General features: G+C 74.1%; 19 protein-coding genes and 1 pseudogene. 13 read left to right on the top strand and 7 right to left on the bottom strand.

Annotated elements, in window-relative coordinates:
* Positions 1-150: 150 nt before the first annotated feature.
* The 3 genes from K353_RS00690 to K353_RS00680 all read left to right on the top strand — a co-directional run bounded on the left by K353_RS00690 (position 151) and on the right by K353_RS00680 (position 7,023).
* Positions 151-3,027, top strand: coding sequence for an RICIN domain-containing protein (locus tag K353_RS00690; protein WP_111551564.1), 2,877 nt, complete (start codon positions 151-153; stop codon positions 3,025-3,027).
* A 68-nt stretch (positions 3,028-3,095) separates the two neighbouring features.
* Positions 3,096-5,447, top strand: coding sequence for an AbfB domain-containing protein (locus K353_RS00685; protein WP_111551563.1), 2,352 nt, complete (start codon positions 3,096-3,098; stop codon positions 5,445-5,447).
* Positions 5,448-5,580: 133 nt separating this feature from the next.
* Positions 5,581-7,023, top strand: coding sequence for a glycoside hydrolase family 76 protein (locus K353_RS00680; protein ID WP_111551562.1), 1,443 nt, complete (start codon positions 5,581-5,583; stop codon positions 7,021-7,023).
* A 109-nt stretch (positions 7,024-7,132) separates the two neighbouring features.
* On the opposite strand, the gene K353_RS00675 is transcribed toward K353_RS00680, so the two are convergent.
* Positions 7,133-10,255: a GH92 family glycosyl hydrolase gene (locus K353_RS00675; RefSeq protein ID WP_199527935.1), complete on the bottom strand. Its 3,123-nt coding sequence runs from the start codon at positions 10,253-10,255 to the stop codon at positions 7,133-7,135.
* Positions 10,256-10,479: 224 nt separating this feature from the next.
* Between K353_RS00675 and K353_RS00670 the strand changes: the two genes are divergently transcribed.
* The 5 genes from K353_RS00670 (at position 10,480) to K353_RS00650 (ending at position 15,854) form a co-directional block, all read left to right on the top strand.
* Positions 10,480-11,265, top strand: coding sequence for an ATP-binding cassette domain-containing protein (locus K353_RS00670; protein WP_111551561.1), 786 nt, complete (start codon positions 10,480-10,482; stop codon positions 11,263-11,265).
* The gene (locus K353_RS00665; protein WP_233533273.1) at positions 11,262-12,446 is read left to right on the top strand and encodes an ABC transporter permease; all 1,185 of its coding nucleotides are present in this window, start codon (positions 11,262-11,264) and stop codon (positions 12,444-12,446) included. The genes K353_RS00670 and K353_RS00665 overlap by 4 nt, the downstream gene beginning before the upstream one ends.
* A 115-nt stretch (positions 12,447-12,561) precedes the next feature.
* Positions 12,562-13,557, top strand: coding sequence for an ABC transporter substrate-binding protein (locus K353_RS00660; protein ID WP_111551560.1), 996 nt, complete (start codon positions 12,562-12,564; stop codon positions 13,555-13,557).
* 230 nt (positions 13,558-13,787) lie between these two features.
* The gene (locus K353_RS00655; protein WP_233533272.1) at positions 13,788-14,882 is read left to right on the top strand and encodes a LacI family DNA-binding transcriptional regulator; all 1,095 of its coding nucleotides are present in this window, start codon (positions 13,788-13,790) and stop codon (positions 14,880-14,882) included.
* A 60-nt stretch (positions 14,883-14,942) separates the two neighbouring features.
* Complete coding sequence (locus tag K353_RS00650; protein WP_111551558.1) at positions 14,943-15,854, top strand: 2-hydroxyacid dehydrogenase; 912 nt, start codon at positions 14,943-14,945, stop codon at positions 15,852-15,854.
* 136 nt (positions 15,855-15,990) lie between these two features.
* On the opposite strand, the gene K353_RS00645 is transcribed toward K353_RS00650, so the two are convergent.
* The 4 genes and pseudogenes from K353_RS00645 to K353_RS00635 form a co-directional block, all read right to left on the bottom strand.
* Positions 15,991-16,692 carry a M24 family metallopeptidase gene (locus tag K353_RS00645; RefSeq protein WP_233533299.1) on the bottom strand — a complete coding sequence of 234 codons (702 nt, stop codon included), beginning with the start codon at positions 16,690-16,692 and terminating at the stop codon, positions 15,991-15,993.
* A gap of 6 nt (positions 16,693-16,698) precedes the next feature.
* Positions 16,699-17,043: pseudogene (locus K353_RS35025) on the bottom strand (gamma-glutamylcyclotransferase family protein); the annotation flags it as partial.
* 101 nt (positions 17,044-17,144) lie between these two features.
* On the bottom strand, positions 17,145-17,594 hold the full coding sequence (locus tag K353_RS00640; protein WP_111551556.1) for a hypothetical protein: 450 nt from the start codon (positions 17,592-17,594) through the stop codon (positions 17,145-17,147).
* A 552-nt stretch (positions 17,595-18,146) separates the two neighbouring features.
* Entirely contained in the window at positions 18,147-18,884 is a 738-nt protein-coding gene (locus K353_RS00635) for a bifunctional 2-polyprenyl-6-hydroxyphenol methylase/3-demethylubiquinol 3-O-methyltransferase UbiG (protein WP_111551555.1), read from the bottom strand.
* A 300-nt stretch (positions 18,885-19,184) separates the two neighbouring features.
* Here K353_RS00635 and K353_RS00630 point away from each other — a divergent pair, with 300 nt between their 5' ends.
* The 4 genes from K353_RS00630 (at position 19,185) to msrA (ending at position 21,588) form a co-directional block, all read left to right on the top strand.
* Positions 19,185-19,559: a VOC family protein gene (locus tag K353_RS00630; protein WP_111551554.1), complete on the top strand. Its 375-nt coding sequence runs from the start codon at positions 19,185-19,187 to the stop codon at positions 19,557-19,559.
* A gap of 100 nt (positions 19,560-19,659) precedes the next feature.
* Positions 19,660-20,229, top strand: coding sequence for a maleylpyruvate isomerase N-terminal domain-containing protein (locus K353_RS00625; protein ID WP_111551553.1), 570 nt, complete (start codon positions 19,660-19,662; stop codon positions 20,227-20,229).
* Between the two features lie 111 nt (positions 20,230-20,340).
* Entirely contained in the window at positions 20,341-20,940 is a 600-nt protein-coding gene (locus K353_RS00620) for a YbaK/EbsC family protein (protein ID WP_233533271.1), read from the top strand.
* A gap of 141 nt (positions 20,941-21,081) precedes the next feature.
* Positions 21,082-21,588 (top strand): peptide-methionine (S)-S-oxide reductase MsrA, encoded by a 507-nt coding sequence (msrA, locus tag K353_RS00615; RefSeq protein ID WP_111551552.1) that lies wholly within the window; start codon positions 21,082-21,084, stop codon positions 21,586-21,588.
* Between the two features lie 257 nt (positions 21,589-21,845).
* On the opposite strand, the gene K353_RS00610 is transcribed toward msrA, so the two are convergent.
* Positions 21,846-22,427, bottom strand: coding sequence for a TetR/AcrR family transcriptional regulator (locus K353_RS00610; RefSeq protein ID WP_111551828.1), 582 nt, complete (start codon positions 22,425-22,427; stop codon positions 21,846-21,848).
* A 97-nt stretch (positions 22,428-22,524) separates the two neighbouring features.
* Between K353_RS00610 and K353_RS00605 the strand changes: the two genes are divergently transcribed.
* Complete coding sequence (locus K353_RS00605) at positions 22,525-23,025, top strand: FBP domain-containing protein (protein WP_111551551.1); 501 nt, start codon at positions 22,525-22,527, stop codon at positions 23,023-23,025.
* 27 nt (positions 23,026-23,052) lie between these two features.
* Here the strand turns inward: K353_RS00605 and K353_RS00600 are convergent, their stop codons facing one another.
* Positions 23,053-23,814: a GNAT family N-acetyltransferase gene (locus K353_RS00600; protein WP_111551550.1), complete on the bottom strand. Its 762-nt coding sequence runs from the start codon at positions 23,812-23,814 to the stop codon at positions 23,053-23,055.
* Positions 23,815-23,861 lie beyond the last annotated feature (47 nt).

Raw genomic sequence — 23,861 nt, 5'->3', positions numbered from 1 at the left:
CTTCCCGGCGAACCGCCGATTCCGCCGCTGATCAAGCGAATTGATCCGCGACGATCCCTGCCGGAGCACTGGACACCGCTCCCGCCGCATGCTGTCATGCCGTTGCCCCCAGGTTTCTAACGTTGGAATTCTCCTCGGGAGGAGAATGTCATGCCCATGAACCGCAGGCAGTTCGTCGGCAGCGCCGCCGCCGTCGGCGCCGGCCTCTCGTTGCCCGCACCGGCCGACGCGCTCGCCGCCCCCCCCCGGCCCCCCCCCGCCACGACGGCCGCCGCGACGGTCGCCCCCGCCCCGGGCGGCCTCTACTTCCCCAACGCGGCGCCACTGGCTCCCGTCGCGTTCCTGCGCCTGCCGCCCGGCAGCATCACCGCGGCCGGCTGGCTCGACGGGCAGCTCCGGCTCCAGCTCGCCGGCCTGTGCGGCCGCTACGACCAGCTCTCGCACTTCCTCGACCTGAACACCAGCGGCTGGACCCACCCCGACCGGGTCGGCTGGGAGGAAGTCCCGTACTGGCTGCGCGGCTACGTCGACCTGGCCGTCGCCACCCGCGACGCCACCGCCCTCGCCACCGCCCGCCGCTGGATCGACGCGATCGTCGCCACCCGGCAGTCCGACGGTTTCTTCGGGCCGGCCGCCCTGCGCACCTCGCTCAACGGCGGACCGGACTTCTGGCCGTTCCTGCCGCTCACCTGGGCGCTGCGCAGCTGGCAGGAGTACAGCGGCGACACCCGGATCATCCCGCTGCTCAGCGCCTTCTTCCGCTACATGAACGCCCAGGGCCCCGGCGCGTTCAACAGCAGCTGGGTCTCGGTGCGCTGGGGCGACGCGCTGGACAGCGTCTTCTGGCTCTACAACCGCACCGGCGACGCCTTCCTGCTCGCCCTCGCCGACAAGATCCACACCTACGGCGCGAACTGGACCGACAACCTGCCCAGCCTGCACAACGTCAACATCGCGCAGGGCTTCCGCGAACCCGCCCAGTACGCGCTGCGCTCCCCGTCCGCCACCCTGACCGGCTCGGCGTACCGCACCTACGACAAGGTGATGGCGCAGTACGGCCAGTTCCCCGGCGGCGGCTTCGCGGGCGACGAGAACGCCCGGCCCGGCTTCGGCGACCCGCGCCAGGGCTTCGAGACCTGCGGCGTCGTCGAGTTCATGGCCAGCCACCAGCTGCTGAACCGGATCACCGGCGACCCGCTCTGGGCCGACCGCTGCGAGGACCTCGCCTTCAACTCGCTGCCCGCCTCGCTCGACCCCGACGGCAAGGCCGTGCACTACATCACCAGCGCCAACAGCGTCGACCTCGACAACACCCCCAAGAGCCAGGGCCAGTTCCAGAACGGCTTCGCCATGCAGGCGTTCATGCCCGGCGTCGACCAGTACCGCTGCTGCCCGCACAACTACGGCATGGGCTGGCCCTACTTCCTGGAGGAACTCTGGCTCGCCACCCCCGACAACGGACTCGCCGCCGCCATGTACGCCGCCTGCTCGGTCACCGCCAAGGTCGCCGACGGCACGGCGGTCACCTTCACCGAGACCACCGACTACCCGTTCGCCGAGACCGTCACCCTGCGCCTGAGCACCCCCAAGCCGCTGGACTTCCCGCTCTACCTGCGCGTCCCCGGCTGGTGCGCCGCGCCCGCCCTCACCGTCAACGGCACCGCCGTCAGCGCCCCCGCCGGACCGGCGTACACCATCGTCCGCCGGACCTGGCGCGACGGCGACACCGTCGTGCTGCGCCTGCCGCAGCGCACCACCGTCCGGACCTGGACCGCCAACCACGGCAGCGTCTCGGTCGACCACGGCCCGCTGACGTACGCGCTGCGGATCGGCGAGAACTACCAGCGGTACGCCGGCACCGCCGCCTTCCCCGAGTACGCCGTGCACGCCACCACGCCCTGGAACTACGGCCTCGCGCTGGACGCCGGGAGCCCCGCCTTCACCGCCGCCGGGGGAGCGCTCCCGGCCAACCCCTTCACCCAGGCCGGCACCCCGGTGCGGATCACCGTGCCCGCCCGCCGCCTCCCCGAGTGGCAGGCCGACGGCCAGCACGTGGTCACCCCGCTGCAGAACAGCCCCGCCCGCAGCACCGCGCCCGTCGAGACCGTCACCCTCATCCCGATGGGCGCGGCCCGGCTGCGGATCTCCGCCTTCCCCACCACCTCCCCGACCGGCACGCCCTGGACCGCCGGCGGCGCCTCGTTCCGGCTGCGCAACCGCAACTCCGGCAAGGTGCTGGGCGTGGACGGCATGTCGACCGCCGACAGCGCCCGGGTGGTGCAGTTCGCCGACAGCGGGACGGCCGACCACCTGTGGCAGCTGGTCGACAACGGCGACGGCTGGCTGCGGATCCGCAACGTCAACTCCGGCAAGGTGCTGGGCGTCGACGTGATGTCCACGGCGGACAGCGCCCGGGTGGTGCAGTTCGCGGACAACGGCACGGCCGACCACCTGTGGCAGCTGGTCGACAACGGCGACGGCTGGTTCCGGCTGCGCAACCGCAACTCCGGCAAGGTGCTGGGCGTGGACGGCATGTCGACCGCCGACAGCGCGCAGGTGGTGCAGTTCGCCGACAACGGCAGCGCCGACCACCTCTGGCAGCTCCAGCCCGACGGCCAGGTGCGGGTCCAGAACCGCAACTCGGGCAAGGTGCTGGGCGTGGACGGCATGTCGACGGCCGACAGCGCGCAGGTGGTGCAGTTCGCCGACAGCGGCACCGCCGACCACCTGTGGACCTTCCTCGCCGACGCCGACGGCTGGTTCCGCATCCGCAACGCCAACTCCGGCAAGGTGCTGGGCGTGGACGGCATGTCGACCGCCGACAGCGCCCGGGTGGTGCAGTTCGCGGACAACGGCACCGCCGACCACCAGTGGCGCCTGGTCGACAACGGCGACGGCTGGTTCCGGCTGCGCAACCGCAACTCGGGCAAGGTGCTGGGCGTGGACGGCATGTCGACCGCCGACAGCGCCCGGGTGGTGCAGTTCGCCGACAGCGGCACCGCCGACCACCTCTGGCAGCTGCGCTGACCCCGCCGCACTCCGCACCACCGCGACCCCGCACCGCCCTTCCCCACCCCTTCGTTGGAGGAGCACCGATGCACCGACCGCCCCCCGCCGCAGCCGCAGCCGCGCTCCGCAGCCGGACGGCCGCCCTGCTCGCCGTCCTCGTGACCGCCGCCGCCCTGCTGCTGGCCGCCGGGCAGGCCCCGGCCCGGGCCGCCGCCTGGACGCCCAAGTCGCCGCCGATGACCACCCCGTGGACCGGCCAGGTCTCCGTCGACCACCCGCTGCCGGAGTACCCGCGCCCGCAGCTCACCCGCCCCGACTGGCTCAACCTCAACGGCATCTGGGACTTCGCCGTCACCCCGGCCGGCGCCGGCCAGCCCGCGACCTTCGGCGAGCAGATCCGGGTGCCGTTCGTCGCCGAGTCCGCGCTCTCCGGCATCCAGCGGCAGATCACCCAGAACGACCGGCTCTGGTACAAGCGCACCTTCACCGTCCCCGCCAACTGGTCCGGCCGCCGCGTCCTGCTCAACTTCGGCGCCTCCGACTGGCAGACCACCGTCCGGGTCAACGGCACCCAGGTCGGCGCCGTGCACAGCGGCGGCTACGACGCCTTCGGCTACGACATCACCCCCTACCTCAACGGCGGCACCAACACCATCGTGGTCTCGGTCTGGGACCCGACCCAGACCGGCGGCGGCGCGGTCGGCAAGCAGCGCAACACCAACGGCGTGCTGCCGCACTCCGGCGGCGGCATCTTCTACACCGCCGCGTCCGGGATCTGGCAGACCGTCTGGCTGGAGCCCGTCGCCGCCGCCCACCTCAGCCGCCTCGACCTGGTGCCCGACCCCGCCGCCGGCACCGTCCGGGCCACCGCCCTCGCCGACGGCGCCACCGGCCAGAGCGTGCGGGTCACCGTCTCCACCGGCGGCACCGTGGTCGGCACCGCCACCGGCCAGGTCGGCGCGCCGATCACCGTGCCCGTCCCCGGCGCCCACCTGTGGACCCCCGAGGACCCGTTCCTCTACGACGTCCGCGCCGACCTGCTGTCCGGCACCGCCACCGTCGACTCCGTCGGCAGCTACACCGGCATCCGCTCGATCGCCGTCGCCACCGTCAACGGCGTCAAACGCCCCGTGCTGAACGGGCAGTTCGTCTTCCAGACCGGCACCCTCGACCAGGGCTACTGGCCCGACGGCATCTACACCGCCCCCACCGACGACGCCCTGAAGTCCGACCTCCAGGCGCACAAGGACCTCGGCTTCAACCTGGTCCGCAAGCACATCAAGGTCGAGCCGCAGCGCTGGTTCTACTGGGCCGACCGGCTCGGCCTGCTGGTCTGGCAGGACATGCCCGCGATGGACACCCGCACCCCCGACGCCGCCGCCCGCACCCAGTGGGAGGCCGAGTACCACCGGATCATCGACCAGCACCGCAGCTCACCCGCGCTGATCCAGTGGGTCGACGAGAACGAGGGCTGGGGCCAGTACGACCAGGCCCGGATCGCCGCCGACGTCAAGGCGTACGACCCCTCCCGGCTGGTCGACAACATGAGCGGCGTCAACTGCTGCGGCGCCGTCGACGGCGGCAACGGCGACGTGGTCGACAACCACGTCTACGTCGGCCCCGGCGCCACCGCCCCCACCGCCACCCGGGCCGCCGTCCTCGGCGAGTACGGCGGCCTCGGCCTGCGGGTGGCCGGCCACGAGTGGTACCCCGGCGGCGGCTTCAGCTACGAGGACCAGCCCAGCGCGGCCGCCCTCAACGACCGCCTGGTCAACCTGCTCGACAGCCTGCGCACCGGCCAGATGCCCGCCGGGCTCTCCGCCTCCGTCTACACCGAGATCACCGACGTCGAGAACGAGGCCAACGGCCTGCTCAGCTACGACCGCCAGGTGGTCAAGGTGGACGCCGCCCGGGTCCGGGCCGCCAACCTCGCCCTGATCGCGGCCTCCCGCACCACCCCCGCCAGCCCCACCCTGCCCACCGGCCAGTACAAGTCGCTGCGCGCCACCACCGCCTGCTGCACCGACCGCTACCTGCGCCACTACGACGGCCTCGCCAACACCGAGCACGTCGACGCCGCCAGCAGCGCGCTGCTCAAGGCCGACGCCACCTGGAAGGTCGTCCCCGGCCTGGCCGACCCCGCCTGCTACTCCTTCGAGTCGCGCAACTACCCCGGCCAGTACCTGCGCCATCGCGACAGCCGGGTCTACCGCGAGGCCGGCAGCGACGCCCTCTTCCGCGCCGACGCCACCTTCTGCGCCCGGCCCGGCACCGGCGGCGTCCGCCTCACCGCCTACAACTACCCCGACCGCTACCTGCGCCACTTCGACTCCCAGGTGTGGATCGCCACCTACGGCGGCGGCAACCCGTGGGACGGCAACACCCCCTCGTTCGTCGCCGACACCACCTGGTCCGTCGACGCCCCCTGGGCGCCCTGACCGACCCCCCGGCACCGACCGCCCCCGCACAGCACCGACCGGCCGCGGCCGGGCCGACCCCGGCCCGGCCGTCGCCGCGTTCCCCGCCCGTCCCTCCGTCCCCCCCGTTCCCCAGCAGCACCAGGAGACCCCCGTGACCGTGTCCCGATCCCTGCGCGCCGCCCTGCTCTCCACCGCCGTGCTGGCCGCGGCGCTGCCCGGCGTCGCCGCCGCCGCCCCCGCCGCGGCCGTCACCGCCGCGATCTGCAACAAGTACTGCGACACCCGCGACCCCGCGCTCAGCCCGCAGGACCGGCAGCCGGTCTCCGCGGCGCTCTCGGGCCGCACGCTCGTCCTGCACTTCGACGACTCCGACGCCATGGGCTGGGCCTCGATCGCCGGCGGCGCGGCCGGCGACGAGGTGTGGCTGGACCGCTCCATGGACGGCGGCCGGACCTGGACCGGCGGCAGCAAGCTGGGCGACACCAAGGTCCCGGCGGGCGGCAGCGGCTGGCGCACCCTGATGTACAACGTGGACGACTGGAACACCCGCGGCGTCGGCGCGCTGCGGGCCTGCGGACAGGTCGGCAGTGCCCTCGCCTGCACCCCCTGGGCGCGCACCACCTGGAACGCCTGGGACCGGCGCACCGCCGCCGCCACCGCCCTGATGGCCTCCTTCGACCGCACCACCAAGCTCTTCGGCGGCAACGGCTGGTGGACCGGCGCCAACGCGCTCACCGCGATCATCGACAACGCCCGGCTCACCGGCATGGGCAGCTACACCTACGCCATCGCCGAGACGTACGACAAGAACATCAACGCGCAGGGCGGCAACTTCACCAACGAGTACCTCGACGACACCGGCTGGTGGGGCCTGGCCTGGGTGGCCGCCTACGACCAGACCGGCGACGGCCGCTACCTGGCCACCGCCCGCGCCGACGCCGACCACATGAGCGCCAACTGGACCGGCTCCTGCGGCGGCGGCGTGCGCTGGAACACCGGCAGCACCTACAAGAACGCGATCACCAACGAGCTGTACCTCCAGCTCACCGCCGCCCTGCACAACCGCATCCCCGGCGACACCGCCTACCTCCAGCGGGCCCGCGACGAGTGGACCTGGTTCCGGGGCAGCGGCATGGTCAACGCCGACCACCTCGTCAACGACGGCCTCAACGACGCCTGCGCCAACAACGGCCAGCCCACCTGGACGTACAACCAGGGCGTGGTCCTCGGCGGCCTGACCGAGCTCTACCGGGCCACCGGCGACGCGAGCCTGCTCACCACCGCGCGCACCCTCGCCGACGCCTCCACCACCCGGCTGACCAGCGGCGGCGTGCTGCGCGAACCCGGCGAGGGCGACGGCTGCACCGGCGACGGCCCCTCCTTCAAGGGCGCCTACGCCCGCGGCCTGGGCCGGCTCAACACCCAGCTGTCCGACCACCCCTACGCGCCGACCCTCACCGCCTGGGCGAACTCCGCCTACACCAAGGACCGCAACCCGCTCGACCAGTACGGCCCGCACTGGGCCGGCGGCCCCGGCAGCACCGACTACGGCTGCCAGCAGAGCGCCCTCGACCTGCTCAACGCGGCCGGCTGAGACCTGCCCCGGCGGGCCGCCAGCCCGCCCCGACGTGCCGCCCGCCGGGCACGGCGGTGCCGCCCGCCCCGGTCGGGGGCGGGCGGCACCGGTCGGGCGGCCCCGCTCGCTACGCGGCGGCCGGCGGGTTCCACTTCTGGGCGGCGGTCCCGTTGCAGTCCCAGATCTGGAGCTGCACGCCGTTGGCGGTGTTGGAGGACGGGATGTCCAGGCAGCGGCCGGAGCTGGGGTTCACCAGCGTGCCGTTGACGGCCTGCCACTGCTGCGCGCCGCTGCCGTTGCAGTCCCAGAGCTGGACCAGGGTGCCGGCGGCGGTGCCCGAGGAGGTGACGTCCAGGCACTTGCCGAGCGCCTGGAGGGTGCCGCCGGTGGACGTCCACTGCTGGGCGCCGCTGCCGTTGCAGTCCCACAGCACGACCTTGTTGCCGTTGGTGGTGCCGGAGTTGGAGTCGTCCACGCACTTCGCGGTGTTCAGGCCCGAGGTGATCGGACCGGACCCGGTGCCCGGCCCGGCGGCGTAGACCTCCAGTTCGTAGAGCCGGGCGGCGGTGTCGCCGCCGGTGTTGGTCGGGGTCGAGACCACCACCCGCACGTACCGGGCCGAGCGGACCGCGAACGGGCTGTAGGTGCGGCTGGAGCGCGAGCCCGTGACGGTGGCGGCGCTGCTCCAGGTGGTGCCGTCGGTGCTGGTCTGCACCTGGAAGGCGCCGGTGTTCCAGGCGGTGTTCTCACCGCCGAGCCCGGCGTGCTTGAGCACCACCGAACCGACCGGCTGCGCCGAGCCCAGGTCGACCTGGAGGCTCGCCCCGGCCGCCTTCGAGCACCACTTGCTGTTGTTCTGGAGGCTGCCGTCGACGGCCTTGTCCGCGCCCTCGGCGGTGGCGCACGCGGCCGAGGAGCTGGTCGCCTTCCCGCGCGCCAGGTTGGTGCCCAGCTCCGGGGCGGCGGGCACCGGGCTCGCGCCGTCCTGGAAGGAGGGCGGCACGTCGCCCGCGCCGGTGCCCCAGCTCGTGCTGGGCGCCGACCCCATGGTGAAGTCGAGGGTGCCGCCGGCCGCGAGGTCCGGGTAGCGCAGGTAGTTGTGGCTGGTGGCCGTCCCGTTGACCTTCAGGCCCTGCACGTAGGAGCCGGTGCCGGACGCGTTGACGGTGATGTTGCCGCCCGGGCGCTGGATCAGCACGGACGGGAAGGACGGGCCGTGCACGGCCAGGGTGTCGGCGCCGGGCGTCGACGGGTACAGGCCGAGGGCCGCCCAGACGTACCAGGCCGAGGTCGCCCCGAGGTCGTCGTTGCCGGGCAGCCCGCCCGCGCCGGTGGTGAAGGACTCGGTCATCACCTTGCGGACGGCCGCCGAGGCCCCGGCCGGGTAGCGGGCGTAGTTGTAGGCCCACGGGACGCCGTGCTCGGGCTCGTTGCCGATGTAGTAGTACGGCAGGCTCTGCCCGGCGTTGACCTGGGTGAAGTGGTGGTCGAGCCGCTGGACGGCGGTCTGCCGGCCGCCCATGTCGTTGATCAGGTCGGCGAAGTCGTAGGGGACCATCCAGGTGTACTGGGCGGCGTTGCCCTCGGTGAAGTCGGCCTGGGCGGCCGGGTCCAGCGGCCACTTCCAGCTGCCGTCGGAGTTGCGCGGCTGCACGTAGCCGGACTCGGGGCCGTAGGTGTTGCGCCACCACTGGGCCCGGGTCATGAAGTCGGTGTAGTCCGCGGTGCTGCCGAGCGCCTTGGCGAACTGGGCGACGGCGAAGTCGGAGGCCGAGTACTCCAGCGAGTCGGACGGCGCGCCGGGGATGTAGTGCAGGTTGGTGTAGGTGCCCTGGTTGCCGCGGATCGGCGAGCCCTGCGCGGTGCCGCCGGCCGAGGACTTCTTCATCAGCGCCAGCGCGGCGGCGGTGTCGAAGCCGCGGGCCCCGAAGGCGTACATGCTGGCGACGATGATCGGGCCGGGGTCGCCGGTCATCACGAAGTCCTCGTTGGTCTGCTGCGACCACTTGGGCAGCAGGCCGCCCTGCTGGCCGTCCAGGACCATCGAGTTGGCGATGTCGGCGGCCTCGTTCGGCGCGATCAGCGCGATCAGCGCCGCCCAGGAGCGGTAGATGTCCCAGCCGGAGTAGTTCTGGTAGACCGGGCGGGCGGAGTTGTGCACCGCGCCGTCGAAGCCGCGGTAGTCGCCGTTGACGTCGCTGGCGACGTTCGGGCTCTGGAAGACGTGGTACAGGGCGGTGTAGAACTTCTTCAGGTCGGTGGCCGAACCGCCGCTGACCTGGGCCCGGTTGAGGACCTGGTTCCACGAGGCGTCGGCGGCGGAGCGCACGGCGGCGAAGTCCCAGCCGTTGTTCTCGGCGGTCAGGTTGGCCTGGGCGTTGGCGGTGCTGACGTAGCTCAGCGCCACCTTGAACTGCACCGTCCGCGAGCTGCTGGTGTCGAACGTGAGGTACGCGCCGGTGTTGGTGCCGGACGCGCTCGCCGAACCGGCGCTGACGGTGGAGCCGGACCAGGTGCCGAAGCCGGTCGGGGCCCGGTCGAAGCGGATGTCGAAGTAGATCTGGTAGGTCTTCGAGGAGCCGCAGAAGCCGCCGGCGGTGACGCTGCCGGTCACCTCCGAACCGCTGACCTTCACCGAGCCGCTGCGGTTGCCGGTGGCGCTGCGGCCGGTGTTGACCAGCAGCTGGGCGGCGTTGGTGGCGGGGTAGGTGAGCCGGCCCATGCCGGTGCGGGTGGTGGCGGACAGCTCGACGTCGGTGGCGTACTTGTCGAGCCGGTTCTTGTAGTAGCCGGGGGAGGCGGCCTCGTTGGACTTGGTGTAGCCCGAGGCGTAGCCGGTCCAGCTGCTGCCGGGCGAGGCGCCCAGCGCGCCGGTGACCGGCAGCAGCGGGAGGTCCTCGTTGTTCGGGCAGCCGGCCCCGTCGAAGTGGGTGAGGCTGAAGTCCTCGATCGAGGTGTCCGAGTCGCGGTAGCCGGACGGCGAGGCCGTCGGCGTGTCGGGGCTGAACTGGACTCCGCCGAAGGGCACCACGGCGCCCGGGTAGGTGGAGCCGCCGGCGCCGCCCCCGACGGGGTTCGGCGCGTTGCTGTCGTCGGTCCCGATGAACGGGTCGACGTACGGGGTGAGGTTGGCCGCCGCCGTCGCGGCGTGCGCGACGGGGGCGGTGGCGAGGAGGCCGGGGCCGAAGGCGGCGAGCAGGAGCGCGCCGGCCGCGACGGCGGCCCGGGACTTGAGAGCGGGCAGGGGCACCGTGAGCACCTTCCGGTAGCGATGTGAACGTTACCGAGCGAGTGGCATTGTTCCGACGATGTCGAGCGCCAGTCAAGGTCATGACACAACGTCAACTCCGGTTTTTCCCGGGGACTTTGCCCGGGACATCGAGGTGTGACGAAGCTATTGACAGCCCGCCGCCACACCATCAGACTCCCAACTCTTGCGTGAACGTTACCAATTGCGGCGCGGAGGACGGCCCGATGACACAACCCCTCCTGGAAGCCAGGCAGGTGAGCAAGCGCTACGGCCAGGTGCACGCCCTCCAGGGCGCCGACTTCACCGTCCACCCCGGCGAGGTGGTCGCCCTGATCGGCGACAACGGCGCCGGGAAGAGCACCCTGGTCAAGACGCTCTCCGGCTCCGCCGCCCCCGACGGCGGCGAGATCCTGGTGGACGGCACACCGGTCCGGTTCGCCGGCCCGCTCGACGCCAGGCGCCACGGCGTGGAGACGGTCTACCAGGACCTGGCCCTCGCCCCCGACCTGGACGCCGCGGCCAACCTGCACCTGGGCCGCGAACTGCACCGCCCCGGCCTGCTGGGCCGGCTCGGCGTGCTGGACAACACCGCCATGCGCCGCGCCGCCGTCGCCGCCTTCGCCGAACTCGGCGTCGACCTGCGGGACGTGTCCGTCCCGGTGGCCGCGCTCTCCGGCGGCCAGCGGCAGTCGGTGGCGGTCGCCCGCGCGGTCGCCTTCGCCAGCCGCGTCATCTTCATGGACGAGCCCACCGCGGCCCTCGGCGTGGTCCAGCGCGGCCGGGTGCTGGAGACCGTCCGGCGGGTCCGCGACCGCGGCATCTCGGTCGTCCTGATCAGCCACAACATGCCGGAGGTGCTCTCGGTCGCCGACCGGGTCGAAGTCCTGCGCCTGGGACGCCGGGTGGCGGTCTTCGACGCCGCCGCCACCTCGGTCGAGGAACTGGTCGGCGCGATGACCGGGGCGCTGGACCCGGTGCCCACCTCCACCAGGAAGGACGGTACGGCGTGAGCACGCGGATGCCCGGAGCGGCCGGCGGCGAGACGGCCGGAGTCGGCGGGGCGGTCGAGGACGGCGGGGCGGTCGGCGGTGAGGCGGTCGCGGTCGAGGGTGGTGAGGCGGGCGCCGGCGGGGCCGGCAGGGCGGTCGGCGCGGCGGTCGGCACGGCTGTCGGGGGTGGCGCGGTGCGGCGTTCCCCGCGCGCCGTCCCCGGGTGGGCGCGCCGGCTCGCCGCGGCGAACGAGGCGTGGACCTTCGGCGTCCTGCTGCTGCTGGTGGCGTTCTTCACCGCCGCCCGGCCCGACACCTTCCTGACCCGCTACGACCTGACCCAGATCGCCACCAACGCCGCGATCTACCTGGTGCTGGGCGTCGGCATGACGTACGTGGTCATCGTCGCCGGGATCGACCTGTCGGTCGGCTCGGTCCTGGTGCTCTCCGCCGTGCTGTCGGCCGAGTACACCATCCACCACGGCGGGGCGGCGGCCGGCTGGGGCACCGTCGCGGTGTCCACCCTGATCGCGCTCGTCACCGGGCTGCTCTGGGGCGCGCTGCAGGGCTGGCTGGTGGCCAAGGCGAAGGTGCCGCCGCTGATCGTCACGCTCGGCGGCTTCGGCGCCGCCCTGGGCATCGCCCAGATCGTCACCGGCGGCCAGGACCCGGCCGGGGCGGTCTCCGGGAAGCTCCAGCGCGGCGTCGGCTTCGGCAAGCTCTTCGGACAGGTCCCCTGGCTGGTCGTCATCGCCTTCGCCACCACCGTGGTGTTCGGCCTGGTCCTGGCCCGCACCCGGTTCGGCCGGCACACCTACGCGATCGGCTCCAACCCGGAGGCCGCCCGCCGCTCCGGCATCGACGTGGACCGCCACCTGGTGCGGGTCTACGCCCTGACCGGGCTGCTCGCCGGACTCGGCAGCACGATGTGGCTGGCCTACTTCGGCACCACCTCGATCGCCGGGCACTCCACCGACAACCTGAAGGTCATCACCGCGGTCGTGCTCGGCGGCGCCAGCCTGTTCGGCGGGCGCGGCAGCGTGCTCGGCACGGTGATCGGCGTCTTCATCCCGGCCGTGCTCACCACCGGGCTGATCATCATGGACGTCCAGCAGTACTGGCAGGACGTCGCGATCGGCGTGGTCCTGGTCGCGGCGGTCTACCTCGACCAGTTCCGCCGGCGCGGCCGCGAGCGCGGCTGACCGCCCGGCCGGTCCGCCCGGGCGCCGCAGCGCGTCCGGGCCCCGCTCCCGTACGCCGGCTCCCGCACCTCTGCTCCCACCCACCCGCAGTTCCCCCCGCAGGAGGAGACCCGCCATGCCCGGAACCAGCAGATCGCGCACCCTCGTCCGCTGCTGCGCCGTCCTCGCCCTGGTCGCCGCCGGCACCGCCACCGCCGGCTGCGGCAGCGACGGCGGCGGCGGCGGCGCCAAGAGCGTCACGCTCAAGCTCGTCACCGGCGTCAAGAGCGACCCGTTCTACATCACGATGGCCTGCGCCGCCCAGGCGGAGGCCGAGAAGCGGGGCGTGAAGCTCACCGTCGACGGCTCGGCGCAGTGGGACGTCGCCGTGCAGCGGCCCATCGTCGACGCGGTCGGCGCCAACCGCCCCGACGGGCTGCTGATCTCGCCGGTGGACACCGCGGCCCTCACCCCGTCGCTGACGCAGGTGCAGAGCGCCGGCACCAAGGTCGTCCTGGTGGACACTGCGGTCAGCGACGCCTCCGTCGGCGTCTCCCGGATCTCCTCCGACAACGAGGCCGGCGGGCGGACGGCCGCCAAGGCGCTGGCCGAGCTGATGGGGGACCGGGGCTCCGCCCTGGTGATCAGCGTCAAGCCCGGGGTCTCCACCACCGACGCCCGGATCAAGGGCTTCACCGAGGAGATGCAGGCGAACCACCCGGCGATCACCCTGCTGCCCGTCCTCTACGACAACGACCTGCCCGCGACCGCGGCCTCCCAGCTCCAGGCCACCCTGGCCGCCCACCCCGACCTCGGCGGGGTCTTCGCCGGCAACACCAACACCGCGCAGGGCGTCGCCACCGGCCTCCAGGCCGCGGGGCGCCAGGGCGCGGTCAAGGTCGCCGCGTTCGACGCCGAGCCCGACGAGGTCGCCGCCCTGAAGAGCGGCACCCTGGACGTCCTGGTCGCCCAGGACCCGGCCGGCATCGGCACCCAGGGCGTCGACCAGGCGCTCGCCGCCGTCGCCGGGCAGCCGGTCACCGCGCAGATCGGCACCACCATGGTGGCCATCACCAAGGCCAACCTGGACGACCCCGAGGTCGGCAAGTACGTCTACCGGGAAGCCTGCTGACCCCGGGCCGGGGCGGCTCCCGGCCCCGGTGGGAGCCGCCCGGCGGCCGGCCGGGGACGGGCCGGCGGGCGTCGTAGGATGCACTCTCCGACGCCCGCGCCGACCCGCGGGCGCCCGGGACCCCGTCGTCCGATGCCCCGGTACGCCGCGCGCGCACGCACCGGACGCCGCGGGGCCGCGGCAGGGGCTCGACGGCGGGCCCCGGGGGAGCGTGCGGAGGAGGAGCCCTGTTGAAGCGCCCGACGATGAAGGACGTGGCCGAAGCCGCGGGGGTCAGTCTGATGACGGTCTCCCGGGTGGTCTCCCAGACCCCGGGCGTCTCGCCCGACACCGCCGCCAAGGTCGAACAGGCGGTGCGCCGACTCGGCTACCAGCGCAACGACAACGCCCGCAACCTGCGGCAGAAGCGACTCGGCACGTCCACGATCGGGCTGGTCGTCGACGACCTCGCCAACCCCTTCTACGCCCTGATGGCCCGTTCGATCGAGGACGAGGCGCACCGGCGCGGCTGCGTCGTCCTGGTCGGCAGCACCAACGACGAACCGCGCCGGGAGCGCGAGGTGATCGCGGCCTTCACCGCCCGGCAGGTGGACGGTCTGATCATCGTCCCGACCATCGGCAGCCACGGCTTCCTGAAACCCGCCATGGAGGCGGGCACCCAGGTGGTCTGCGTCGACCGGCCCGCCAAGGACCTCGACGTGGACACCGTCACGGTCGACAACCGCGACGGCGCCCGACGGGCCGTCACCCACCTGCTGGACCACGGCCACACCAGGATCGCCTACCTCGGCGACCGCTACGACATCTGGACCCAGCGCGAACGCCACGCGGGCTACCTGGACGCGCTCCGCGCCCGCGGCCTGGCCCCCGACCCCGCCCTGGTGCGGCACGGCCTGCGCTCCCACCTGGACACCCGGCTCGCCCTCGCCGCCCTGCGCGCCCTGCCCGAACCGCCGTCCGCCCTGTTCAGCAGCAACGACCTGATCACCCTCGGCGTCCTGGACCGCGCCGACGGCCCGGACGGCCCGGACGCCGCGGACGGCCCGGACGGTCCGGAGACCGCCGACGGCCCCGCGCCGATGGCCATCGTCGGCTTCGACGACCTGCCGCTCGCCAAGCGCCTCAACCCGCCCCTGACCGTCGTCAGCCAGGACCCGGTCGCGGTCGGCAGCACCGCGGCCAACCTCCTGTTCGCCCGGATCACCGGCGACCGCTCCGCCCCGCGCCAGGTCGTCCTGCTCACCCGCTTCGTCGAACGCCGCTCGGGCGAACGCCCCGCCCACCGGACCGGCCACCGCCCCGACAGCCCGGCCGCGGCGCCCTGAGCGGCCCGGGCTCCGGCCCGGGCGGTGGGTGCAGGTGGGTGCGGTGGTTAAGGTCGGGGCATGAGCGCTCGTTACCTCCTCCCGTACGCCCCCGATGTGATCGGCGGTCTGCCCGCCGGACTCGACGCCCTGGTGTGGGACGGGGACGGCCCGGTGCCGCCGGACGACGCACTGCGCGAGGTGGAGTTCTTCTGCCTGCCGTACATGCGGCACGCCGTCGCGCTGCCGGTGATCGGGCGGCTGCCGTCGCTCAAGGTGGTCCAGACGCTCACCGCCGGGATGGACGACGTCCTGCCGCACGTGCCGCCCGGAGTCGTCGCGTGCAACGCGCCCGGGCTGCACGACGCCAGCACCGCCGAGCTGGCGGTGACGCTGATCCTCGCCTCGCTGCGCGGCGTCCCGCACTTCACCCGCCTCCAGGACCGGGAGCGCTGGCAGCAGGAGTTCCACCCGTCCCTCGCCGACCGGACCGTGCTCATCCTCGGCTACGGCTCGATCGGCCGGGCGCTCGCCGCGCGGCTGGAACCCTTCGAGTGCGAGGTGGTCCGGGTCGCCCGCCGCCCCCGCCCCGAGGAGGGGGTGCACGGCACGGCGGAACTCGCGGAGCTGCTCCCGGCCGCGGACGTCGTCGTGCTGCTGACGCCGCTGACCCCGCAGACCCGCCACCTGGTCGACGCCGGATTCCTGGCCCGGATGAAGGACGGCGCGCTGCTCGTCAACGTCGCCCGGGGCCCCGTCGTCGACACCGCGGCGCTGCTCGCGGAACTCTCCGCGCGGCGCCTGCGGGCGGCCCTCGACGTCACCGACCCGGAGCCGCTGCCCGCCGGGCACCCGCTCTGGCACGCCCCCGGCGTGCTGATCACCCCGCACGTCGGCGGCCCCAGCAGCGCCTTCCTGCCCCGGGCCAAGCGCGCCCTGCGCCGACAGGTCCTGCGGTTCGAGCACGGCGAACCGCTCGCCCCCGGGCACTGACCCGCACCACCCGCCCGCCCCCGGCCGCCCCTCGCGCCCGCGCGGCACTTCCTCCGGGCGATCACCCGGTCCGGGGCGCGCGAGGTGGTGCGCGCGCCCACGCGTCCCGGGCGGACGCGCAGCGGCCGTCGCGGGTTCAGCCCAGGTCGAGGAGCTGCTCGTGGAAGCCGCCGAAGCCCCGCGCGGGGTCGACGAGGTGGACCTCCAGGATCCAGTGGCAGACCCGTCCGGCCCGGTCGGTGCGGCGCATGGGCGTGGTGTTGCCGGGCGCGATGTAGGACTCGATCTCGGCGGCGTCGATCTTCTCGTGCGGGAACTCGCCGACCAGGTGCCCGGCGTGGCCGGTGCCGCCGAGCGTCCAGCCCGCGGCCCGGGCCAGGCGGTCGACCTCGGCGTGCAGTCGGGCGCCGGTGACGTCCTGGTGCTCGGCGAAGTAGCGGCGACCGGCGTCGAACACCGCGGGCAGGTCCGCGGCGAGGCGCAGCTTGTCCGGGTCGTCGCCCAGGACGTAGGTGCGGCCGAGGTCGGCCTCGAACTCCTCGAAGATCGGGCCGAAGTCGGCGAAGGCGATGTCGTCGGCCTCGAGGACCCGGTCCGGCGGGTTCTCCCGGTAGGGGAACAGGGTGTGCGGGCCCGAGCGGACGATGCGCTTGTGCCAGTGCCTGGTCGTCCCGAACAGCTCGTTCGCCAGGTCGCGGATGCCGTCGCTGACGGCCTGCTCGCTCCGGCCGGGGGCGACCAGGCCGCGCCGGGCCACCTCCTCGAACAGGACGGTCGCCTTGGCCTGGGCGTCGAGCAGCCGCCGGGCGCGGAACTCCTCCGCGGTGGCGGTGTCCACGTAGGCCCAGGCCCGGACGCCGGAGCGCAGGTCGGCCCGGATGCGCAGGTAGTCCTCGACCTCGTAGTGGTCGGCCGCCGCCAGCTCCGCGGCGCTGAGCGTGAAGACGGTGCCCTCGACCGCGTCCGCGGGGTCGTCGGAGCGGACGGCCACCGGGTGCCGGTCGCTGCCGCTGTCGGCGATCACGTCCGGGTCGGTGATCGTCACGGTGTCCAGCCGGAAGCCGGTCAGCGCGTCGGGGCGGCCCGCCAACTCGCGCCCGAACCGGGCCCGTTGGACCTGCGGGAGGCAGAGCGTCCCGTACGAGAACAGCAGCTGGTCGGACACGGGACCCCCATCGCGACATGGCATCTGCCAGTGGTTTCGCCACTCTATCGTGGCAGTTGCGAGGCTCTCCGGTGATTTCGCCCACGCCCGGGGCGGCTCGCCCGGGGATGCTCCCGGTGCGGCGGTCAGCGCGCGACCGGGCCGATCCAGACCTCGGTGACCCCGCCGATGTAGCGCCCGCCGCAGCGGTCGGCGGGCACCACCAGCTGCGGGCCGGCGCGGTCCAGCGCCGCGCCGTCGGCGCTGGTGGCGAGGAGGACCCGCTGGCCGCCGAAGTCCGGGTCGATCTCGGCCCAGGACAGGACCGCGCAGTGGCCGTCCGCGCCGGTCACGGCCAGCAGGAAGCGCAGGCGCTGCTTGCGGCCGCGCAGGTCGATCCGCGGACGGGCCTCGCGCACCGCGTCCCACAGCTTCGGGCCCTCGAAGCGGTGCCGCCGCTCGCCGTCGGTGAGGCAGTCGAAGCTCACCTCGGCCCGGTGGGCGGGCAGCGCGCGCAGCTGGGCGACGGTCAACCGCAGCGGTGCGTCGACGCTGCCGTGGAACCGTACGGCGGGTGGTGCGGTGGTGGCGGTCACGGTGCTCCTTCCCGGCCGCCGCGGCGGGTCCGGTACCGGCCGGGCGGGGCGCGGCACCCTCGCAACTGCATGCCGCTGGCGGTATTTTCGCCAGCGGATGCCAGGAGTATGCGTCGGGCGGGCCGGCAGCTGCCACACGTCCGGCTCCATGGCGCGGACGGGGTCGAGCGGGCCGGACGGGTCGGCCGGCCGGGCGGGTCGAGCGGGCCGGAGATCCGGGCACGGGCGGCGTCGTTTCCGCGCAGTTCGTGCTCGCGCCGCTGCCGCTCCGCCGCCGCCTCGGCGCGTCCCCGCTCGCGCCGCCACCCGCTGTCCGCCGCGTGTTGCGTCGGCAGCGCGGACAGCGGCGTCCCGAGGACGCCGACCGTCGCGACGCCCGGCGCGCCGGTCCCCTCGATGCCCACCCCGGCCCTCCGTCCGCCGCGTTCCGCCGTACGGCCGGCGAACCAGCGGGCCCGGGGGCGGGGGAACGGCAGGTCCTGGGTCCGCCCGGGATTCGCCCGGCGTCCGGCCGGGGTTCGACCCGGGGCCGGGTCGGTGTCAAGCCGTCGCTCAGGAAGGGGCGTTCGGGCGGCGGGCCAGGAAGACGTGTTCCCGGCCGGGGCGGTCCGGGGCGTCCCGGACCTCGACCGGGTCCAGGCCCGCCGCACGCAGGTCGGCCTCGACCTCGCCGCGTTCGCGAAAGCGCAGGGTGGAGTCCGAGGTGAGGTGCTGCCCGTCCGCCGCGAACACGTAGTGCCAGCGGAACGTCACCAGCGGCCCGGAGACGTCCAGCAGCTCCACCCAGTTCTCCACCGCGCCGACGTCCGGCAGCTCGCTCACCCGGTGGGACGCCTCCCGCGTCCAGGACTCCCAGGCCCGGCGGGCCGGCACCCGGCTCTCGAACACCAGGTGCCCGCCCGGGCGCAGCGCGCCGCGCACGCCCAGCAGGGTGGCGTGCCACTGCCCGGGACCGGTGACCGCCTGGGCGGCATTGGCGGTCATGGTGACCAGGTCGACCTCCAGCGGAGGCAGGCCCGTCGCGTCCCCGACCAGCCAGCGGACCCGCTTGGCACCCGGCTTGCGGCGGGCCACCGCGACGGACGCGGCGGCCGGGTCGACACCGAGCACGCGCACGCCGCGCCCGGCCAGCAGCAGGGCGAACACCCCGGTGCCGCAGCCCAGGTCGAGGACGCGGGACGCGCCGAGCTCGTCCACCAGGGCGAGGTAGGGCGGCAGGTCGTCGCGCACCGGGTCGAGCGCGTCGTGGATCGCCGCCAGCCGGGGCAGGGTGAAGCATTCGTCGGCCATCCGCGCGACGGTAGTGCCGACGGCGTCCCGGCCGCGCCCGGTTTTCGGTGCGGCCGGGGCGGAGGAGAGGGGAGTGGCGGCAGCGGAAAAGGTGTTGTCGGGGGACGAGGGGGTTCCGTACGGTGTCCGGGTGAACACCGGAACGGCCATGGGCCACGCACGGATCGGCGACCCGGTGGGCGACTGACCGCGCCCCGGGTGCCGCAGGGCCGCCCGCACGCCAGAGGACCACCCCTCCTCCGCGCAGTGCGCGTACCGCCCCCCTGCCGACCACATCCGGAACGAGGTCAGACCCGAACCATGCCCGCCGCCTTCAACCACACCATCATCGCCTCGCGCGACCGCACCGCCTCCGCCCGCTTCTACCAGGAGCTGCTGGAGGCCGAACAGGCGCCCTCCTGGGGCCCGTTCACCAACCTCCGGCTCGCCGACGGCGTGCTGCTGCAGTTCGCCGAACCGCCGGTGGAGATCCAACGGCAGCACTACGCCTTCCTGGTCGACGACGAACTCTTCGACCGCGCGCACACCATGCTGCGCGAACGCGGCATCGACCACTGGGCCGACCCGCAGATGCAGCGCCTCGGCGAGACCAACACCGAGCACGGCGGACGCGGCGTCTACGTGCTCGATCCGGCCGGCCACGGGTTGGAGCTGATCACCCGGCCCTACCTGTGACCGGTTGAGCTGTCGACCTATCGACCTGTCGATCCGCTGATCCGACGACCTGTCGACGCGGGCCGGCGGGTCAGCGGATCGCGGGTGCGAGGATGGGGCGATGGACCATCAGGAACTGCGTGCGGCCCTGGCGGAGACGCGAAGCGTCCTCACCCCGCAGCTCGGCCTGGACTGGGGCGTCCCGGCCGGCCCCCTGGAGTGGAGCTGCCGGGACACCCTCGCCCACATCGGCCACGACCTGCTCGCCTACGCCGGACAGCTCGCCGCCCGGCCCACCGACCGCTACCTGCCCTTCGACCTGACGGCACGCCAGGACGCCCGCCCCGCCGACCTGCTGGCGACCGCGCTGGCCTGCGGCGACCTGCTGGCCCTCGCGCTGGCCGCCGCCGACCCCGGGCTGCGCGCCTGGCACTGGGGACCGACCGACCCGAGCGGTTTCGCCGCGATGGGCGTCGCCGAGACGCTGCTGCACACCCACGACATCACCACCGGCCTGGCCCTCGACTGGACGCCGCCGCCCGCGCTCTGCGCCGCCGTCCTGGCCCGGCTCTTCCCGCACGCCCCCGCCGGAGAGCCCGCCCCCGTCCTGCTCTGGTGCACCGGCCGCGGCGAACTCCCGGGCCGGCCGCGCCGGGAGTCCTGGGCCTGGCGGGCGGCGCTCGCCGAATAGCCGCCGGAGCCATCGGAGCTGTCGGAGCCGCCGGAGCCGCCGGAGCCGGTGTGGCCGTCGCAGTCCGCGGAGACGTGCGGGCGGCGGGTGCGCCTTCGCTAGAGTCGGGGCATGAGCGAGCAGACGGAGCAGCTGGAGCAGTCCGGATCGGCCGGGGAGTCGGTGCGGGCGCCGTTCGGGAACTTCCCGCAGGTGCGGCGGGCGGTGGACGCCGTCGGGGAGTTGGCGGCCCCGGTGGCCGAACTGCTCGGGCGCTGGGACGCGGAGCTGGCCCGGCAGGTGCTGTACGTGGACACCGACCCGGAGTTGGCCGACACCGCCGTGTTCTGCGCCGCGTACGACGTCCCGGCGGAGGCGTCCGCGAACTGCGTGGTGGTCGCCGCGAAGCGCGGCGGGGAGACCACGCTGGCCGCCGGGCTGGTGCTGGCCACCACCCGGCTCGACGTCAACAAGGCGGTGCGGAGTCACCTGGGCGCGCGCAAGGCGTCGTTCGCACCGATGGACACCGCCGTCGGCGAGAGCGGCATGGAGTACGGCGGCATCACCCCCGTCGGCCTGCCCGCGCACTGGCCGCTGCTGGTCGACGCCGCGGTCGCCGCCGCCCCGTACGTGCTGGTGGGCAGCGGTCGGCGACGCGGGAAGCTGATCCTGCCCGGTGCGGTCGCCGGTGCGCTGCCCGGGGCGCAGGTGCTGGAGGGGCTGGCCGGCTGAGCGAGGCGGTGCGCGGGTCGGCGGGCGGGGCGGGGGCCGGGCGGGGAACATCGGGGGTGTCCGGGCGGTTGGACCGGATGGTCCCCCGGGGCGGTGCCCCGGGCGGACGAGTCGACGTCCCATGCGAGGAGTGAGTACTAGATGACCACGGACCGTGCCGTCCTGGCCGGCGGCTGCTTCTGGGGTATGCAGGAGCTGATCCGCAAACTCCCCGGCGTCCAGTCGACCCGCACCGGCTACACCGGCGGCGAGAACGCGCACGCCACCTACCGCAACCACCCCGGCCACGCCGAGGCGCTGGAGATCGTCTACGACCCGGAGCGGATCAGCTACCGGACGCTGCTGGAGTACTTCTTCCAGATCCACGACCCGAGCACCCTGGACCGGCAGGGCAACGACATCGGCAGCAGCTACCGCTCGGCTGTCTTCTACGCGGACGAGGCCCAGCGCGCCACCGCCCTCGACACCATCGCGGACGTCGACGCGAGCGGCCTGTGGCCGGGCAAGGTGGTCACCGAGGTGACCCCGCTCGGCGACTTCTGGGAGGCCGAGCCCGAGCACCAGGACTACCTCCAGCACTACCCCAACGGCTACACCTGCCACTACCCGCGCCCGGGCTGGAAGCTCCCGGTCCGCGAAGGGGCGTAAGGGCCCGAGCCCCGGCCCCCGCGGGGGCCGGGAGCGGGCACGGCGGCGGTCACCGGTCTCCGGTGGCCGCCGTTCGCCGTAGGGGAGAGACGGAGGTGAGCGTCGTTCCCCGCGCGGTCGAGCGGTGGGCGCACCCGGACCGGTGCCGACGGACGGGCACCGCCTCGTCATGTTCGGTCACCGCGCCACCTCGTCATCCGGTCGGCGGCGCGCGCGAGCCTCTGCGGGCCGGTCCGCGAGTGGCGGGGCGGGGAGTTTCAGCCGGTCCCCTCCGGGGTGCTGCGGGCGCGGAGGAGGGTGTCGAGGGAGTCGACGATCCAGTCCCAGGACTCCTGCGGGGGGACGGGGGTGTGGGCGAAGCCGCCGGCGGATTCCAGGCCGATGTAGCCGTGGAAGACGCTGCCGAGGAGGCGGACCGCGTGGGTCTGGTCGGGTTCGGGGAGGTGGTAGCCGCGGAGGATGGCCCGGGTGAGGTGGGAGTGGCGGGGAGCGGCACTGGCGGCGGCGGTCCCGGGGTCGAGGCGGAGGCGGGCGGCGTCGTAGCGGCCCGGGTATTCGCGGGCGTAGCCGCGGTACGCCTCGGCGAAGGCGGCGAGGGCGTCCCGGCCGGACCGGCCGGCGATCGCGTCGGTGGCGCGGTCGGCGAGTTCGGCGAGGGCCAGCAGGGCGATCCGGACCTTGAGGTCGTGGGAGCTCTTGACGTGCGAGTACAGGCTGGCGACCTTGACGTCGAAGCGGCGGGCCAGCTCGGTCACCGTCACCCGGTCGAAGCCCACCTCGTCGGCCAGTTCCGCGCCCGCTCGGGCCAGTACCTCGGGGGTCAGACCTGCACGTGCCACCGCACCCACCCGTCCCTTCCTCGTCGTCGTCCGGTCGTGCTTCCTGAGTCGATTATCCATTTGCCTAAACGACTTAGGCAAATTAGCGTGGTGCTTCGTGAGAGAGCTGACCGATCCCGAGATCCGCGCCGCGTTCCTGAACTGCTCCAAGGGCGAGGCGAAACGACTGAACCTGCCCCGTGAGCTGCACGAACAGCCCTGGCCGGAGCTGGACTTCCTCGGCTGGCGCGACCCGCAGGCCCCGGACCGGGCCTACCTGGTCGCCGAGCTGGAGGGCCGTCCGCAGGCCGTCGTCCTGCGGTCCTCCTCCGGCGCGTCCTGGCAGCCCCGCCGCAGCATCTGCTCGCTGTGCGTCACCACCCACACCGGCGGGGTCTCGCTGCTGGTGGCCCCGCTGGCCGGTCCCGCCGGGCGGCAGGGCAACTCGGTCGGCGCGTACATGTGCAGCGACCTGGCCTGTTCGCTGTACGTCCGCGGCCTGCGCGAGACCGGCACCAAGATCCACGAGTCGCTGACGTTGGAGCAGCGGATCGAGCGGATGCGCGGCAACCTGGCCGCCTTCCTGGCGAAGGTGCGCGGGGAGGCGGCGGCGGGCTGAAGCCCCGCCGGGGGTGCGCGGCCGGGCTCAGGGGAGTTCGACCGAGAGCTGGGTGCCCAGTTCGCGGAAGCCGACCCGGGCGGCGACCCGGCGGGAGGCCGGGACGCGGGCGCGCCACTGGGGGAGCAGCCCGGCGGCGAGGGCGTGGGCGGCGGCGGCCGTCGCGGCGGCGCGGGCCAGGCCCCGGCCACGGGCCGCCGGGTCGGTCAGCACGCTGAACTGGGCGGTCTCGAACGGCCAGACGCGGTAACCGCAGGCGGCCAGGACGCGGCCCTCCCGGACGACGGCGAACACGGGCGAGGTGATCTCGCCGAGCGCTGCCTCGTCGCGTTCCGCGGCCGGCACCCGGGCCTCCAGAGCGCGCAACTCCTGGTGCTCGCTGGGGAGTTCGCGGACGGGTGGGTGTCGAGCCGCCGGGGTGGGATCGGTCGGGGTGGGATCGGTCGCAACGAGGTCGGTCGGAACGAGGTCGGTCGGGGCGAGGTAGGCGAGCGCGGCGGGGCCGAGCATCCGACGGACCGGCAGTGCGGCGCCCAGCAGTTCGGCGTCCCACCCGGCCTCCGGGCAGGACCGCAGCGCGGCGCGGAGCAGTTCGGCGCGCCGGGCGTCCGGGGCGGTCGCCAGCACCGCGCCGCCCAGCGTCAGCAGGCCGACCCAACCCGGCGGGCACAGCCCGGAGTTCGGCGACACCACGACACTCGCGGCACCCGGCGCGGGGAAGGCCGCGGGCACGTCGGCCAGCCCCGTCCAGAGGCGGGACGCCCGGTGGAGCAGGTGGTCGTCGGTCATCGCCCGATTCTGGCAGTGCGGTCGGCTCCGCCGCACCGGGATTCCGG

This window comes from Kitasatospora sp. SolWspMP-SS2h (genome assembly GCF_003259315.1).
GTDB classification, from domain to species: Bacteria; Actinomycetota; Actinomycetes; order Streptomycetales; family Streptomycetaceae; genus Kitasatospora; species Kitasatospora fiedleri.
The sequence above is the reverse complement of the archived record's forward strand: the minus strand, read 5'-3'. Positions and strand labels throughout refer to the sequence as shown.

What these genes read in the sequence shown, in the direction of transcription:
- K353_RS00690 (WP_111551564.1), top strand. Translation starts at nt 151, where the DNA reads ATGCCCATGAACCGCAGGCAGTTCGTCGGCAGCGCCGCCGCCGTCGGC.
- K353_RS00685 (WP_111551563.1), top strand. Translation starts at nt 3,096, where the DNA reads ATGCACCGACCGCCCCCCGCCGCAGCCGCAGCCGCGCTCCGCAGCCGG.
- K353_RS00670 (WP_111551561.1), top strand. Translation starts at nt 10,480, where the DNA reads ATGACACAACCCCTCCTGGAAGCCAGGCAGGTGAGCAAGCGCTACGGC.
- K353_RS00660 (WP_111551560.1), top strand. Translation starts at nt 12,562, where the DNA reads ATGCCCGGAACCAGCAGATCGCGCACCCTCGTCCGCTGCTGCGCCGTC.
- K353_RS00650 (WP_111551558.1), top strand. Translation starts at nt 14,943, where the DNA reads ATGAGCGCTCGTTACCTCCTCCCGTACGCCCCCGATGTGATCGGCGGT.
- K353_RS00635 (WP_111551555.1), bottom strand. Translation starts at nt 18,884, where the DNA reads ATGGCCGACGAATGCTTCACCCTGCCCCGGCTGGCGGCGATCCACGAC.
- K353_RS00630 (WP_111551554.1), top strand. Translation starts at nt 19,185, where the DNA reads ATGCCCGCCGCCTTCAACCACACCATCATCGCCTCGCGCGACCGCACC.
- K353_RS00625 (WP_111551553.1), top strand. Translation starts at nt 19,660, where the DNA reads ATGGACCATCAGGAACTGCGTGCGGCCCTGGCGGAGACGCGAAGCGTC.
- K353_RS00620 (WP_233533271.1), top strand. Translation starts at nt 20,341, where the DNA reads ATGAGCGAGCAGACGGAGCAGCTGGAGCAGTCCGGATCGGCCGGGGAG.
- msrA (WP_111551552.1), top strand. Translation starts at nt 21,082, where the DNA reads ATGACCACGGACCGTGCCGTCCTGGCCGGCGGCTGCTTCTGGGGTATG.
- K353_RS00600 (WP_111551550.1), bottom strand. Translation starts at nt 23,814, where the DNA reads ATGACCGACGACCACCTGCTCCACCGGGCGTCCCGCCTCTGGACGGGG.